This window comes from Nocardia caishijiensis NBRC 108228, assembly GCF_001612825.1.
In the GTDB taxonomy this organism is placed as follows: Bacteria; Actinomycetota; Actinomycetes; order Mycobacteriales; family Mycobacteriaceae; genus Nocardia; species Nocardia caishijiensis.
In genome coordinates this window covers 234,873-250,170 of sequence record NZ_BDBE01000034.1, presented here as the reverse complement: position 1 = coordinate 250,170, position 15,298 = coordinate 234,873, and the positions used below count along the sequence as shown (strand labels likewise).

General features: G+C 67.3%; 11 protein-coding genes. All 11 read left to right on the top strand.

Annotated elements, in window-relative coordinates; translation table 11 throughout:
* The first annotated feature begins 50 nt into the window (after positions 1–50).
* The 11 genes from NC7_RS19345 (at position 51) to narI (ending at position 15,265) form a co-directional block, all read left to right on the top strand.
* Positions 51–2,405: an arylsulfatase gene (locus NC7_RS19345; protein WP_067985070.1), complete on the top strand. Its 2,355-nt coding sequence runs from the start codon at positions 51–53 to the stop codon at positions 2,403–2,405.
* A 130-nt stretch (positions 2,406–2,535) separates the two neighbouring features.
* Positions 2,536–4,623: an S-methyl-5-thioribose-1-phosphate isomerase gene (mtnA, locus tag NC7_RS19340; RefSeq protein WP_236573487.1), complete on the top strand. Its 2,088-nt coding sequence runs from the start codon at positions 2,536–2,538 to the stop codon at positions 4,621–4,623.
* Positions 4,620–5,189: a 1,2-dihydroxy-3-keto-5-methylthiopentene dioxygenase gene (locus NC7_RS19335; RefSeq protein WP_067985068.1), complete on the top strand. Its 570-nt coding sequence runs from the start codon at positions 4,620–4,622 to the stop codon at positions 5,187–5,189. Before mtnA ends, NC7_RS19335 begins: the two co-directional genes overlap by 4 nt.
* Positions 5,186–5,884 (top strand): acireductone synthase, encoded by a 699-nt coding sequence (gene mtnC / locus NC7_RS19330; protein WP_067985066.1) that lies wholly within the window; start codon positions 5,186–5,188, stop codon positions 5,882–5,884. Before NC7_RS19335 ends, mtnC begins: the two co-directional genes overlap by 4 nt.
* Before the next feature lie 52 nt (positions 5,885–5,936).
* Entirely contained in the window at positions 5,937–7,046 is a 1,110-nt protein-coding gene (locus NC7_RS19325; protein ID WP_067985064.1) for a hypothetical protein, read from the top strand.
* Positions 7,047–7,060: 14 nt separating this feature from the next.
* A complete protein-coding gene (locus tag NC7_RS28615; protein WP_084458607.1) occupies positions 7,061–7,648 on the top strand; it encodes an RpnC/YadD family protein in 588 nt (195 codons plus the stop codon).
* A 456-nt stretch (positions 7,649–8,104) separates the two neighbouring features.
* Positions 8,105–11,815: a nitrate reductase subunit alpha gene (locus NC7_RS19315; RefSeq protein WP_067985063.1), complete on the top strand. Its 3,711-nt coding sequence runs from the start codon at positions 8,105–8,107 to the stop codon at positions 11,813–11,815.
* Positions 11,816–11,989: 174 nt separating this feature from the next.
* The gene (gene narH, locus NC7_RS19310; RefSeq protein WP_067985061.1) at positions 11,990–13,672 is read left to right on the top strand and encodes a nitrate reductase subunit beta; all 1,683 of its coding nucleotides are present in this window, start codon (positions 11,990–11,992) and stop codon (positions 13,670–13,672) included.
* Positions 13,669–13,836, top strand: coding sequence for a hypothetical protein (locus NC7_RS29235; RefSeq protein ID WP_157102077.1), 168 nt, complete (start codon positions 13,669–13,671; stop codon positions 13,834–13,836). Before narH ends, NC7_RS29235 begins: the two co-directional genes overlap by 4 nt.
* A complete protein-coding gene (gene narJ / locus NC7_RS19305) occupies positions 13,833–14,513 on the top strand; it encodes a nitrate reductase molybdenum cofactor assembly chaperone (protein ID WP_067985059.1) in 681 nt (226 codons plus the stop codon). The genes NC7_RS29235 and narJ overlap by 4 nt, the downstream gene beginning before the upstream one ends.
* A complete protein-coding gene (gene narI / locus NC7_RS19300) occupies positions 14,510–15,265 on the top strand; it encodes a respiratory nitrate reductase subunit gamma (RefSeq protein ID WP_067985057.1) in 756 nt (251 codons plus the stop codon). The genes narJ and narI overlap by 4 nt, the downstream gene beginning before the upstream one ends.
* The last annotated feature ends 33 nt before the right edge of the window (positions 15,266–15,298 follow it).

Sequence of the window (15,298 nt, the reverse complement as noted above, 5' to 3'; positions counted from 1 at the left end):
GGCTGCACCTAATCCTGGTGACCAGCCGTTTTGTGCAGTTCACTGCGTGAATGCCAGTTCCACCCCACGCTCGCGGTTACGAATCTTTCGCAGGCTCGATCGGGCGCACCTCGGCCGATTCCACACCGGATTGGACAACGCCCGTCGCCGCGCCCGCCGGTGCGCCGAATATCGTCGTCGTCCTCGTCGACGATATGGGCTACAGCGATATCGGCCCGTACGGTTCCGAAATCGACACGCCAACGCTGGATCGGCTCGCCGCGGCTGGGGTGCGCCTGTCGAATTACCACACCACGCCGTTGTGCTCGCCCTCGCGCGCCGCGTTGCTCACCGGCATCAACCCGCACCGGGCGGGATTCGGTTTCGTCGCCAATGCCGACCCGGGCTATCCCGGCTTGCGGCTCGAACTCGCCGACGACGTACTCACCCTGCCGGAAATCCTGCGGGACAACGGATATGCGACCTATGCGGTGGGCAAATGGCATCTGGTGCGTGATGCCACGATGAATCCGGCGGCGCACCGGGATTCGTGGCCGACCCAGCGCGGATTCGACCGCTATTACGGCTCGCTCGAGGGCCTGAACTCCTTCTACTACCCGAATCAGCTGGTTTCCGACAGTTCGGTGGTGGATGTCGAGGAGTACCCGCCCGGCTATTACCTCACCGACGATCTCACCGACAAGGCGCTGTCCTATATCAAAGACCTGCGTGCCCACGACGCGACGAAACCGTTCTTCCTGTACTTCGCGCACGTCGCCATGCACGGGCCCTTGCAAGCCAGAGCCGAGGATCAGGCGAAGTACCGCGGTCGCTACGCCGAGGGCTGGGACGAGTTGCGCCGCAAGCGGTTCGCCGAGCAGGTGGCGCAGGGACTCTTCCCGCCGGGCACCCAGCAGAAGCCACGCAACACCGAGCCGGGTTACGAAGCAGCGGAATGGGATTCGCTTTCCGCCGACGAGCAGCGCCGGTACGCCAGGTACATGGAGGTGTACGCGGGCATGGTCGACAGCATCGACCAGAGCCTGGGGCGCATCGTCGACCTGCTCGAGGAGCTGGGCGAACTCGACAACACCGTCATCGTGTTCACCTCCGACAACGGCGGCACCGCCGAGGGCGGACCGGAAGGCACGCGGTCCTACTTCGCCGAGTTCGCTCATATCGACGATCCCGACTGGGTGGGCGATGTCCCCCACGACGAGGACCTGATCGGCACGGCGAAACTCGGCGTGCACTATCCGCGCGGGTGGGGACAGGCGTCGAACACGCCGTTCCGCTTCTACAAGGGGCAGACCTTCGCCGGTGGGGTGCGGGTGCCGCTGATCGTGTCGTGGCCGAAAGGGTTGCCGCGCAACGACACCGACGGCGGGATCAGGCACGAGTACGCCTATGTCACCGACCTGGCGCCCACCCTGCTCGAGTTCGCCGGGGTGCGGCGACCCTCGGTGCGCAACGGACTACCGGCCAAGGACTTCGACGGTGTGTCCGCCGCCGAGGTGTTGCGAGACCCCGCCGCACCGAGCCGACACACCGAGCAGTACTCGGAGATGACCGGTCACCGCGGCTACTACCGCGACGGCTGGAAACTGCTCTCGCTCCACGAAGTGGGCACCGACCTCGACGCACCCGACTGGCAGCTCTTCGACGTGCGCGCCGACCCGACCGAACTGCACGACATCTCGGCTCAGCACCCCGACAAGGCCGCCGAACTCGCCGCCGCCTGGGACGAATCCGCCTGGGCCAATACCGTTTTCCCCCTGCTGACCCGTGCCGACCTGTTCCGCAGGCGTCCGGCGGAGGCGCGCTTCGCCGAACCCGTCCGGTTGCTGCCCGGCACGCCGACCCTCGAGCGTTACCGCTCCCAGCGACTCATCGCCTACCGCGACTTCACCATCACCGCCGACCTCACCGGGAACGCCGAGGCAGGTGCTCCCGACGGCCGGGCGGCGCGATCCGGATACCGGGTCGGCGACGAGGGCGTGCTCGTCGCCCACGGTGACCCGCTCGGCGGGTACCTGCTCTACATCGACGACGGTGAGGTGGTGCTCGGGGTGAACAGTTACGGCCGCTACACCTCGATAGGCACACCGCTGCCCGAAGGCACCCGTGAGATCACCGTCCGTGCCACCGTGCGCCCGCACCTGCGCTGGGACTTCGTCGTCGAGGCCGACGGCACGCCGTTGGCGGAACTCACCGACCAGGTCCAGCTCGTCGGCATGGCCCCGTGGACCGGCATCTCCGTCGGCGTCGACGCCCGCGGTCCCGTCTCCTGGGACCTGCGCGAACGCCGCGGCCCATTCCGCTACACCGGCGCCCTCCGCGCGATCACCTACACACCCGGGCCGATCCAGGTCCCCCAGGCCACGATCGACGCGGTGGAACGCGAGGCCGAGTTCGTTGCCGAGTAGTGCCAGGCCACACCCACCGAGCGGCCGGCCGGTTGCGTGTCTGTCCAGGTCAGGATCGGGTCCCGACAGCCTCGACCTGGTCGGATATCGTCTACCGGCGGATAGACAGTCTCGCAGTGAGGACACCCCGATGGACGACAGTTCCCTGACCTGGGACGACGGTGCGCTCGTCACCATCGACCAGCGCGGGCTGCCGCACGAGGTGCGTGAGCTGCGATTGACGACCGTCGATCAGGTGATCGACGCGATCACCACGCTCGCCATTCGCGGCGCGCCCGCCATCGGTATCGCCGGTGCGTTCGGTGTGGTCATCGCCACCCGCGCGCACACCCGCCCCTTCGCACCTGCCGTCGCACAGCCGGACACGTCCGCGCCCGACGAGAGCGGATCGACGAACACGGCGTCCGGCGTCGGAACTGGAGCGGTCGGTGCGTCCGACGAGACCGGGCCGACGAACACGGCGTCCACGATCGGAGCAGGCGATACGCCTGGCAAGAACGAACCGACGAACACGCCGCCCAGTGTCGAAGCCGGAGCGGTCGATGCGCCTGGCAAGACCGGATCGGCGAACGCCCGGCCCAGCATCAGAGCCGCGGCGGTCGATGCCCCCGACGAGAGCGGATCGACGAACACGGCGTCCACCGACGCAGTGACGCTCGACCGGCACGACGAACTCGCCGTTAGGGCGGGGGAAGACAATCGGCTGCTCGGTTCCACTCGCGAGGTCGTCGATGTGGCGGCGGTGCAGGCCGATGCGGATCGGATCGCGGCAGCTCGACCGACTGCGGTGAACCTCGCGTGGGCCGTGAGTCGGGTTCGGACGAGGATCGCGGAGGGCGCCGACGCGGTGCTGGCCGAGACGCTCGACCTGCTCGCCGAGGACGCGCGGGTGAACCGTGCCGCCGCCACCCACGCCGCCGACCTCGTGCAGCAGCTGTGCGGCGCACGGTCGTTGCGCCTGCTCACGCACTGCAACACCGGACGCCTGGCCACCAGCGCGGTGGGGACCGCGATCGGCGCGCTGCGGGTACTGCACGAGCGCGGTGTGGTCACCGATGTGATCGTGGACGAGACCCGGCCGCTGCTCCAGGGCGCGCGGCTCACCGCCTGGGAGCTGGCCGAGGCGGGCATCCCGCACCGGCTCACCATCGACTCGGCCGCCGCGTGGGCGATGGCGACGGGGCAGGTCGACGCCGTGCTCGTCGGTGCCGACCGGATCACCGCCAACGGCGACGTCGCCAACAAGATCGGCACCTTCGGTCTCGCGCTGGCCGCGCGCCATCACGGCATTCCGTTCATCGTCGTCGCGCCGGAGTCCACCCGCGATACCGCGATGGCGACCGGCGCGCAGATCGTCGTCGAACAGCGGGCCGCCGCGGAGGTCACCGGGTTCGGTGGAGTCGAGGCCGCACCAGCCGGGACCGCCGTGTTCAACCCGGCCTTCGATGTGACGCCTGCCGATCTGGTCACCGCGGTGGTCACCGAGAACGGTGTGGTCTACCGCAACACCGACGATTTCGACGAGAACGGCCGCGCCGCGGATCCTCGCGCTGCCAGCCCTGCGACCCCTACGGCCGCAGGCGCCGTGAACGGCACGGCAGGCATCGCTCTTGCCAGTGTCGCTCGTCAGCTCTACGAGCGCGGCTGGATGCCCGGTACGGCGGGCAACATCTCGGTGCGATCGGGAGACGATGCGCTGATCACCGCCAGTGGGTTGTCGAAAGGCGAACTGACCGAGCACGATGCGGTGCGCGTCCGCATCGTCGATACGACCGCGTACCCGGGTCAGAATCGAAAACCGTCCGCCGAGACCAGCATTCACACCGCCGTGTACCGCACGCGCGCCGCCGGTGCCGTCGTGCACGTGCACTCGCCGTTCGCCACCGCCCTGGCGACCACCGCCCAGCCGGGCGACACGGTGCGGATCAGCGGCTACGAACTCATCAAGGGCTTCGGGCTCGACGACCCGTCGACGGTGGACGTCCCGGTGTTCGCGAACTGGCCCGACGTCACGCGCATCGGCGCCGACATCGAGTACTACCTGCGCGAAAATCCCGGTGCCGCACCGATTCTGTTCATCACCGGGCACGGCATCACCGCCTGGGGTGACACTCTTGCTCAGGCGCGTGATCGCGCCGAATGTCTGGAAGCACTGTGCGAGTTGATCGCCCGCACCGGACGTACCGACGCCACTCCCTTCGAGATCGGACCGAGATGACCCTGCTGCAAGTGATGGCGGCCGACAACGCCGCCGACGTCCGGGTGCGCACCACCGACACGGCCGAGATCGGCGCCGAGCTGTCCAGGCACGGCATCGCCTTCTCCCGCTGGGAGGTGCTCGCCGACGCCACGACCGCCGACTCCGACACCCTGCTCGCCCATTACGCGCCGCGGATCGCCGAGCTGAACACCTCGGGCCGCTACCAGCACATCGACATCGCCCGCATCCACCCCGACGACGCGAACCCCGACTGGCCCGCCACGGCGGCGGGCGCGCGTACCAAGTTCCTCGACGAGCACCGGCACGCCGAGGACGAGGTGCGCTTCTTCGCCGCCGGTCGCGGCTGCTTCTACCTGCACATCGACGATGCGGTGCTGGCCACGGTGTGCGAGGCGGGCGACCTGCTTTCGGTCCCCGCGGGCACCCTGCACTGGTTCGACATGGGCGCTCGCCCCGACTTCATCGCCATCCGCTTCTTCGAGGAGGCCGACGGCTGGGTCGGCGATTTCACCGGTGACAAGATCAGCGCCGGTTTCCCCACCCTGGACGAGTTGCTCGCGTGATCCGCGCCATCGTCCTCGACATCGAGGGCACCACCAGTCCCACCGATTCGGTGCGCACCGACCTCTACGGCTACACCGAGAAACATCTGCCCACCTGGTTGGCCGAGAATGCCACCGGGGCAGCCGAATCGGTCATCTCCCAGACCCGTGAACTCACAGGCGAACCCGAGGCGAGCACCGACCGGATCGCCGAAATCCTCACCGGCTGGCTGCATTCCGACGTCAAGGCCGAACCGCTCAAGGCCGCCCAGGGCGCGATCTGCGCCGAGGGGTTCCGCGCGGGCGACCTGCACGGCCGCTTCTTCGACGACGTCGTCCCCGCACTCCGTGCCTGGCACGCCGCCGGTCACACCCTCTACATCTATTCCTCGGGTTCCGAACGCAACCAACGAGATTGGTTCGCCTACGCCGACTCCGGTGACCTCTCACCCCTCATCACCGACCATTTCGACCTGGTGAGCGCGGGGCCGAAACGTGCGGCCGCCTCGTACCAGACCATCACGACCCGCATCGGCGTCGCCGCGAGCGAAACCCTGTTTCTGTCCGACCATCCGGACGAACTCGACGCCGCCGTCACCGCTGGCTGGCACGTCATCGGCGTGCACCGCCCCGGCGAGCCGAATCCCCCACGGCCACCGCACACATGGGTTGGCACGTTCGCGGAGGTCGACCCCGAGGAACTGCCCGACCCGTAGACCTCGCCTGCTCACGCACGACAGCAGCAGCTCGGCTGATTAATCTGCTCGCATGACCGACCAGGGGCCAACCCTCGATTCCGCCCCCATCTCCGCGTCCGACTCGGCTCCATTCGCCGAACCGGCCTCCTATCTGCCGCGACTCGAAAATCCGGACAACACCTTCACCTCGACACCGAGCAGCGTCGCTGAGCTCAACGCCCATCATGCTCGATGGCTGAGCGTGAAGCCCGCCCTGGCCTGGACGGTTCTCACGGCACCGCTCTACATCCTGTTCCTGTCGGTGCTCGGCGCTGCCCCGGCGGTGATCGTGTCGACCACCGGGCTGCTCGTGGTCATCTACTACGGCAGCACCTACCGGTCCATGCGCAAATTGCTGTCGAGCGTCACCCGCCACGAGGACCCGATCTCGACCTCGGCCGTGCGGCTCGGTGCCGACGGACTCGACCTGTGCGAACCCCACGCCCTGTCCCGGATCGCCTACGACCGGGTCACCGCGTTGACGGCGTCGCGACGGGTCGCGGTGTTGCGGTTCGACGGTATGCGGATCGTCATGCCCCGGCGGCTGTGGCCCGACGACCTCGTCGCCCGGCTGGACGACCTGCGCGACCCGACGCGTGAGCCGACACCGCACGATCCGCCGCCACTGCCCCCGTTGCCGGTCGTCGCGCGGCCACACGTCGCCACTGTCGCCGGGCCAGGCACCGCCGAACTGCTGGCCGAGGCCGCACACCGCCAGCCCTGGCTCCGCCCGGCCGGTATCGCCGTGGCGGTGGTGCTCGCGGTGATGTTCCTCGAACTCGCCGTCATCGGTGGGTACCGCTTCGGCGCACCGGGTGCGGTCCTGCCGCCGGTCATCGGCGTGATCCTCGGGGTGTGGACCATCACCCACACCCCGAGGAAATATCTTCACCACTACCGTCGCAGCGCGTTCCCCGGCGCCGCACTGTCGGCCGTATTCGGCTCCGACGCAGTCGTTCTCACCACGCCTGCCTGGATCATGCGCGTCCCCTACACCGCCATCGGTTCGATCACCGTCCGGCCCGAGGTGAGCGCCCTCTACTACGGCCGCCTGCCGATCATGCTGCCCAGCGCCCTGTTCCCCGCACACATCGCCGACGGACTACGGCGACACGGCGTCGGCGTCGATGACCGACGCTGACGCCGGAAAGCGGTTTGCGCGCCAGTCCTGACGGCAAACCCTGGACCGCCCCCACCCAGGTCGCCGAACTGGTGGACCTCCCAACAGGGCTCACCGATCATTGCGCCGACTTCGTCCCACGCCTGTGCTTCATCCTCGACGACATCACCGCGACCCCGCTGCCCGATCTGTACCGCAACGCTGCCCACCCCGCTGTTCTCATCCTGCGTGTACTCCTCAAACGCGCACCGAAGAATCGACACCTCGACCGTGACCTCGAGCCCTTGCTTTCAGCGTTCGCCCAGATCGACACCGATGATCTGGTCGCCTTCCTCCGGTATATTCGAGACGTCGGCGACACCGCCGACTCCGACCTGCACCCACTGTTCCGCCGTCTCGGCCCTGACGCGGAGGAGGCATTCATGACAACCGCGAACATGCTCCGAGCCGAAGGCCGCGTCGAAGGGCAGGCTCGGGTTCTGCTCCTGCAGCTCACGCAGCGGTTCGGTGACGTGCCGACTACCGTGCGCACAGCGATCGAGTCGGCCGACCCGACGCGGCTCGACGAGTGGACCTGCCGAATCCTCACCGCCGAGACCCTCGGCGACATGGGAATCTGCTGAAGAACGTCGATCTGCGGTGACCGTCGCGATCTCGCACGCGCGCTGATCGCCGGTCATTTCGACCCGGCCATCAGCAGCCACCACCGGGTCGACTCCATCGCCGACAACGCACCGAGATCCTGGTGGGACCTCGTCGTGCCCGGATCAGAGCGACGCAGGTCACTGCGGGCGTGTAAACAAATGTAAACCGTCCGAGAACCCGTCGTTTCCGAAGCATCACCGCCTGGGCGTCCAACCGCCCCGCGAGCGCCGGGAAAGGCGCGCACGATCGGTATTCCCCCAGGTGGTGTCAGGTGCGACAGGTGGGCGGCCGGTTGCGGGGGTGACCACCACATTTCGCCCACCTCACATCGCACAGCGGGTCGATCCGGGGTGTGAGAAGTTCGTTTTGTCCGGCGGGAACGTCTCCTTACAGTTGGCCCAACAGCCCGATTTCACAAGCTCGAAGGGGGCGTCGTGGTTAATTCGCGCACTCATGGTTCGTCGCCCGCCGATCTCGGTGACAGTCTGCTGACGCTCGGAAAATACTTTCAGCGCGGTGAGGTTTCCGCCGATCAACGGTCGGTGTTCAAGGTCGGCGGTCGCGATGCCGATGCCTTCTACCGGGACCGGTGGTCGCACGACAAGGTGGTGCGTTCCACCCACGGTGTGAACTGCACCGGGTCGTGCTCGTGGAAGATCTATGTCAAGGACGGCGTGATCACCTGGGAGTCCCAGCAGACCGACTATCCGTCGGTCGGCTCGGACAAGCCCGAGTACGAACCGCGTGGCTGTCCCCGTGGCGCCTCGTTCTCCTGGTACACCTACTCCCCGGCGCGGGTGCGTTACCCGTATGTGCGCGGCACGTTGCTCGACCTGTACCGCAAGGCCAAGGCCGAGGTGAAGGACCCGGTTCTGGCCTGGGAGTCGATCGTCGAGGACCCGGCCAAGGCCAAGGCGTACAAGAACGCCCGAGGCAAGGGTGGGTTCGTGCGCGCCGAATGGTGGGAGGCAGCCGAAATCGCCGCTGCCGCACACGTTTACACGATCAAGCAGTACGGTCCCGATCGTGTCGCCGGGTTCTCGCCGATTCCGGCGATGTCGATGGTCAGCCATGCCACGGGCGCGCGTTTCGTGTCGCTGCTCGGCGGTTACATGCTCTCGTTCTACGACTGGTACGCCGACCTGCCGGTGGCCTCACCGCAGGTGTTCGGCGACCAGACCGACGTGCCGGAGTCGGCCGACTGGTTCGACGCGGGTTACCTCATCATGTGGGGTTCCAACGTCCCGGTGACCCGCACCCCCGACGCCCACTACATGACCGAGGCGCGGTATCGCGGCCAGAAGGTCGTGGTGGTCTCCCCCGACTACGCCGACAACACCAAGTTCGCCGACGAATGGGTGGCCGCGCGACCCGGCACCGACGCGGCGCTGGCGATGGCGATGGGGCACGTGGTGCTCAAGGAGTTCTTCCTCGAGAAGCAGACTCCGATGTTCCTGGACTACATCAAGTCCTACACCGACCTGCCGTACCTGATCTGTCTCGACGAGGCGGCGGATCAGGGCGGCGCTCTGCCCGGCAAGTTCCTGACGGCGGCCGACCTCGGCCGCACCGACGAGAACGCCGAACACAAGCCGGTGCTGCTGGATCAGGCCGGAAACCCGGTGGTGCCCAACGGTTCCCTCGGACACCGGTTCAACGAGGCCGACGCGGGCAAGTGGAATCTCGATCTCGAAGGGGTCGACCCGCTGCTCACCCTGCTCGGTCACTCCGACGAGGCGCCGACCACCATCGCGTTGCCCCGCTTCGACACCGACACCGCCGCACCCATCATCCGAGGTGTGCCGACGAAAACCGTTGCGGGCAAACGGGTCACCACCGTTTTCGACCTGCTGCTCGCCCAATACGGCCTCGGTCGCGACGGCCTGCCCGGCGAGTGGGCCAAGGGTTACGATGACGCCGAGTCGCCTTACACCCCGGCCTGGCAGGAAACCATCACCGGTGTGCCCGCCGTGCAGGCCGCCCGCATCGGCCGCGAATTCGCCGACAATGCCGAACGTTCCGGTGGTCGTTCGATGATCCTGATGGGCGCGGGCACCAACCACTGGTTCCACTCCGACCAGATCTATCGCGCGTTCTTCACGCTCACGCTGCTCACCGGCTGCCAGGGCAAGAACGGCGGCGGCTGGGCCCACTACGTCGGCCAGGAGAAATGCCGACCCGTAACCGGTTGGGCCACACTGGCTTCGGCCAGCGACTGGCAGCGCCCGCCGCGGCAGATGCAGGGCACCGTGTTCTGGTATCTGACCAACGACCAGTGGCGCTACGACCCGTTCACCTCGGACTCGTTCGCCTCCCCGCTGGGCAAGGGCAAGTTCGCCGGTCGCACCGCCGCCGACAACATCGCGCTGGCGAGTCGTCTCGGCTGGATGCCGAGCTACCCGACGTTCAACCGCAACCCACTGGACCTGGCCGACGAAGCCGCGGCGGCGGGTAAAACCCCCGGTGAGCACGTGGTCGACGGGCTCAAGTCCGGCGACCTGCGCTTCGCCTGCGAAGACCCCGACGCCCCCGAGAACTTCCCGCGCGTGCTCACCGTGTGGCGCGCGAATCTGCTCGGCTCCTCGGGCAAGGGCAACGAGTACTTCCAGAAGCACCTGCTCGGCTGCGGCTCCAACCTGCAGACCACCGACGCCACCGGCGTGCGCCCCCAGGAGCTGGAATGGCGTGAGGAAGGCGCCGAGGGCAAGCTGGATCTGCTGCTGGCCCTCGACTTCCGCATGACCAGCACCACCCTGTTCGCCGACATCGTGCTGCCCGCCGCCACCTGGTACGAGAAGCACGACCTGTCCTCCACCGACATGCACCCCTTCGTGCACGCCTTCTCCCCCGCCATCTCCCCGCCGTGGGAGGCCAAGACCGACTTCGAGGCGTTCCACCGCATCGCGCGCGGCTTCTCCTGGCTGGCCGAAAAGCACCTCGGCACAAGGAAAGACATCGTCGCGGTGCCGCTGCAGCACGACTCGCCGGATGCGCTCGCGCAGGCGGGCGGCAAAGTGCTGGACTGGAAAGCTGGTGAGTGCGAACCGATTCCGGGCAAGACCATGCCCAAGATCATCGAGATCGAACGCGACTACACCAAGATCGCCGAGAAGCTCGCGGCGCTCGGTCCGCTGGTCGACACGCTCGGGGTGACCACCAAGGGCATCACCACCTACCCGGACAAAGAGGTGGCCTACCTCGCGGGCAAGAACGGCACCGTGGTGTCCGGGATCGCGGCCGGGCGGCCGTCGCTGGCGAAGGACACCTTCGTCGCCGAGACCATTCTCGCGCTGTCGGGCACCACGAACGGGCGTCTCGCCGTCGAGGGTTTCCACCAGCTCGAGCGGCGCACCGGCACGAAACTGGCCGACCTCGCCGCCGAGGCCGAGGGCAAGCAGATCACCTTCGCCGACACCCAGGCGCGACCGGTGCCCGTGATCACCTCGCCGGAATGGTCGGGCAGCGAGAGCGGTGGCCGCCGGTACTCGCCGTTCACCATCAATGTCGAGCGGAACAAGCCGTGGCACACCCTCACCGGGCGTCAGCACTTCTACCTCGACCACGACTGGATGATCGAGCTCGGTGAGCAACTGCCGATCTTCCGTCCGCCACTGGACATGTCGGCGCTGTTCGCGGAACCGAGCATCGGCAACGTCAGCGGCAACGGACTCACCGTTCGCTACCTGACCCCACACTCGAAGTGGTCCATCCACTCGGCCTACCAGGACAACCTGCACATGCTCACGCTCTCGCGTGGTGGTCAGACGATCTGGATGTCGGATGTGGACGCGAAGAAGATCGGTGTGGCCGACAACGATTGGATCGAGGCGATCAACCGCAACGGTGTGGTCGTTGCCCGCGCGATCGTCTCGCACCGCATGCCCGAGGGCACGGTGTTCATGTACCACGCCCAGGACCGCGCGGTCGACGTGCCGCGTATCGAAGGCGCCGAGGACACGACACCGCAGGCCAAGGGCAAGCGCGGCGGTATCCACAACGCGCTCACCCGGGTGCTGATCAAGCCCTCGCACCTGATCGGCGGCTACGCCCAGCAGTCGTTCGCGCTGAATTACCACGGCCCCACCGGAAACCAGCGCGACGAGGTCACCACCATCCGCCGCCGCAGCCAGGAAGTCGAGTACTGACATGGACCACTCTGTTCGTTCTCCCAGGCGACAACTGATTTCGAACCGTCCGGGTAACTCATCGGGCACGTCCAGAACCGGATTGGTATCCGACCGCACGCCCGCATGCAGGACGCTCGACGGCTCCCGAGCCGTGCGCAAAAGTCGCGGAGAGGCGGAATAGTCATGCGCGTAATGGCTCAGCTCGCCATGGTCATGAACCTGGACAAGTGCATCGGCTGCCACACCTGCTCGGTCACCTGCAAGCAGGCGTGGACCAATCGCGGTGGCACCGAGTACGTCTGGTTCAACAATGTGGAAACCCGTCCGGGACAGGGCTATCCGCGCCAGTACGAGGACCAGGAGAAGTGGAAGGGTGGCTGGACGCTCAACAAGCGCGGCAAGCTCACCCTGAAGTCGGGGTCGCGGTTCAAGCGGTTGATGAACATCTTCGCCAACCCGGATCTGCCGACGGTCGACGACTACTACGAGCCGTGGAGCTACGACTACGACAACCTGCTGTCGTCGCCGCCGACGGACACCACTCCGGTCGCGCGGCCGAAGTCGCTGATCACCGGTGAGGACACCAAGGTCACCTGGGGCGCGAACTGGGACGACGACCTGGGTTCGGGCCCCGAGCAGGTCGGCAAGGACCCCTTGCTCGGCAAGCTCGAGGACAAGGTGAAACTGGAGTTCGAAGAGACCTTCATGTTCTACCTGCCGCGCATCTGCGAGCACTGCCTCAATCCCTCGTGTGCCGCGTCGTGCCCGTCGGGCGCGATCTACAAGCGCGAGGAAGACGGCATCGTGCTCGTCGACCAGGACAAATGCCGCGGTTGGCGCCAGTGCATCACCGGCTGCCCGTACAAGAAGATCTACTTCAACCACAAGACGGGCAAGGCGGAGAAGTGCACCTTCTGCTACCCGCGCGTGGAGGTCGGCATCCCGACCGTGTGCTCGGAAACCTGCGTGGGCCGGTTGCGCTACATCGGCGTGATGCTCTACGACGCCGACGCGGTGCTCGAGGCGGCGCAGGTCACCGACCCGCAGGATCTGTACACCTCTCAGCTCGGGGTGTTCCTCAACCCGCACGACCCGCGCGTGATCGCCGAGGCGGAGAAGGCGGGCATCTCGCCGGAATGGATTGCCGCCGCGCAGGATTCGCCGGTGTACAAGCTGATCGTCGACTACCAGCTCGCGCTGCCGCTGCACCCGGAATACCGCACCATGCCGATGGTCTGGTACGTGCCGCCGCTGTCGCCGGTGGTGGACGTGCTCACCGAGACCGGGCACGACGGTGAGGACGCGGGCAACCTGTTCGGCGCCATCGACGCACTGCGCATTCCGATCGGCTACCTGGCCGAGCTGTTCACCGCCGGGGAGATCGGGCCGGTGCGGGCCGCGCTGCAACGGCTCGCGGGGATGCGTGCGTTCATGCGGTCGGTGAATCTCGGTGAGGAGCCCGCGCCCGGCATCGCGCCATCGATCGGGCTCGAGCCCGAGGAGATCGAGGCGATGTACCGGCTGCTGGCCATCGCCAAGTACGAGCACCGCTATGTGATCCCCACCGGCGCGACGTCCCGTGCGCACGAACTGGATTCGCTGGCCACCGGGTGCAGCCTCGATACCGACGGCGGGCCCGGCATGACGGCGTTCGACCAGGTGGTGGAGAAGTTCTCCCTCGCCGACACGAATCAGGCCGCACCGGAGGAGAAGTCGGGGCGGATCAACCTGCTCAACTGGGACGGTCGCTCCACCGCGGGCCTGCTGCCCGGCAACGGCAACGGCAACGGCCACACCGGCAACGGCGCCGGAACCGGTGGCGGAGGCAACGGCGCCGAAGCCACCGACCCGGCTGTCAGCGGGGTGACCTCATGAGCACGACCGGGACGGCCGGGCACATCAGGCACGCTCGCGCCACGGGACATCGGTCGGCGACACCGGCGGTGGCCTACGGCACCGAGACCACCGATTACGGGGTCGCGGGTCTGCTCGCGGCGTACCGGCGCATGACCGAGGAAGCACGGGAGGACCGGCGATGAGCCTGCTCTCGATCCGTCGTCGACCCGAGCCCGTCCTCGCGCTGGCCGAGCACGAGCGACGCATGGTCTGGCGCCTGGCGGCATTGCTGCTGGACTATCCGGGCGAACAGACCCTCGCTCTTCTCGACCAGATCTCCTCTGCCGCAGCACAATTGCCCGACGAGGTGCGCGCACACTTCGAGCCGGTGCTCGCCTACCTGCGCGACACCCCGGACATCGAGGTGGCAAAGAGCTATGTCGAGACCTTCGACATGCGCCGCCGGGCCAGCCTGCACCTGACGTTCTACGCCTACGGCGACACCCGCAAACGGGGCATGGCGCTGCTGCGTTTCAAGCACGCCTACCGCCAGGCCGGTGCCGAACTCGGCGACGAGGAACTGCCCGACCACCTGCCGGTGCTGCTCGAGTTCGCCGCCACCGTCGACCCGGTCGGCGGTGAACGCCTGCTCGGTGAGCACGTTCCGGTGCTGGAACTGCTTCGGTTGTCGCTGGGCGACAACAACTCCACGTACGCCGGTGTCCTCGCGGCGGTCCTGGCGACCCTGCCGCCGGTGACCACCGCCGACCGCCGCCGCATCGCCGAACTCGCCGCCCAGGGCCCGCCCGAGGAAGAGGTCGGCCTGGAACCCTTCGCCATGGACCCCGCCCTCTTCGACGCCACAGAAGGACGCCGATGAACGCCACCATTCCGCTCCCCGAAGGCCTGTGGCTGATCCTGCCCTACATCGCCGCGACTTCCTTTGTGCTCGGCCATGTCTGGCGCTACCGGTTCGACCAGTTCGGGTGGACCACGCGGTCCTCGCAGATCTACGAGTCCAAGCTGTTGCAGCTGGGTAGTCCGCTGTTCCACTTCGGCATGCTCGGGGTGTTCGGCGGGCATGTGATGGGTCTGTTGATTCCGCAGTCGTGGACGGCGGCGCTCGGCATCTCCGAGCACACCTATCACCTGGTCGCGGTCGGGGCCGGTTCGGTCGCGGGACTGATGGTGGTGGCCGGCGTGGCCATCCTGTGCTATCGCCGGATCGTCGTGCCCGCCGTGCGCAAAGCGACCAGCCGCAACGACATCATGATGTACACCTTGCTCACGTTGGCGCTGGTCACCGGGCTGCTCAACACCTGGGGCTCGAACCTGCTGTGGGGCACCTACAACTACCGCGACACCGTGTCGCCGTGGTTCCGCGGCCTGTTCACCATCAACCCCGAACCCGAGCTGATGGTCGGCGTGCCGTGGACCTTCCAGCTGCACGGGCTCGTGGTGCTCGCGCTGGTCGCGGCCTGGCCGTACACCCGGCTGGTGCACATGTTCAGCGCACCCATCGGTTACCTCACCCGCCCGTACATCGTGTACCGGCGCAAGGAAGTGGACACCAAGGACAAGACCCGCTTCGCCAAGGCCTGGGACGCTCCGGTCACCCCTGACCGCTGGTAGGTCGATTTCGGCCCACTGAGCGGACGGTTCCGT

What these genes read in the sequence shown, in the direction of transcription:
- NC7_RS19345 (WP_067985070.1), top strand. Translation starts at nt 51, where the DNA reads ATGCCAGTTCCACCCCACGCTCGCGGTTACGAATCTTTCGCAGGCTCG.
- mtnA (WP_236573487.1), top strand. Translation starts at nt 2,536, where the DNA reads ATGGACGACAGTTCCCTGACCTGGGACGACGGTGCGCTCGTCACCATC.
- NC7_RS19335 (WP_067985068.1), top strand. Translation starts at nt 4,620, where the DNA reads ATGACCCTGCTGCAAGTGATGGCGGCCGACAACGCCGCCGACGTCCGG.
- NC7_RS19325 (WP_067985064.1), top strand. Translation starts at nt 5,937, where the DNA reads ATGACCGACCAGGGGCCAACCCTCGATTCCGCCCCCATCTCCGCGTCC.
- narH (WP_067985061.1), top strand. Translation starts at nt 11,990, where the DNA reads ATGGCTCAGCTCGCCATGGTCATGAACCTGGACAAGTGCATCGGCTGC.
- NC7_RS29235 (WP_157102077.1), top strand. Translation starts at nt 13,669, where the DNA reads ATGAGCACGACCGGGACGGCCGGGCACATCAGGCACGCTCGCGCCACG.
- narJ (WP_067985059.1), top strand. Translation starts at nt 13,833, where the DNA reads ATGAGCCTGCTCTCGATCCGTCGTCGACCCGAGCCCGTCCTCGCGCTG.
- narI (WP_067985057.1), top strand. Translation starts at nt 14,510, where the DNA reads ATGAACGCCACCATTCCGCTCCCCGAAGGCCTGTGGCTGATCCTGCCC.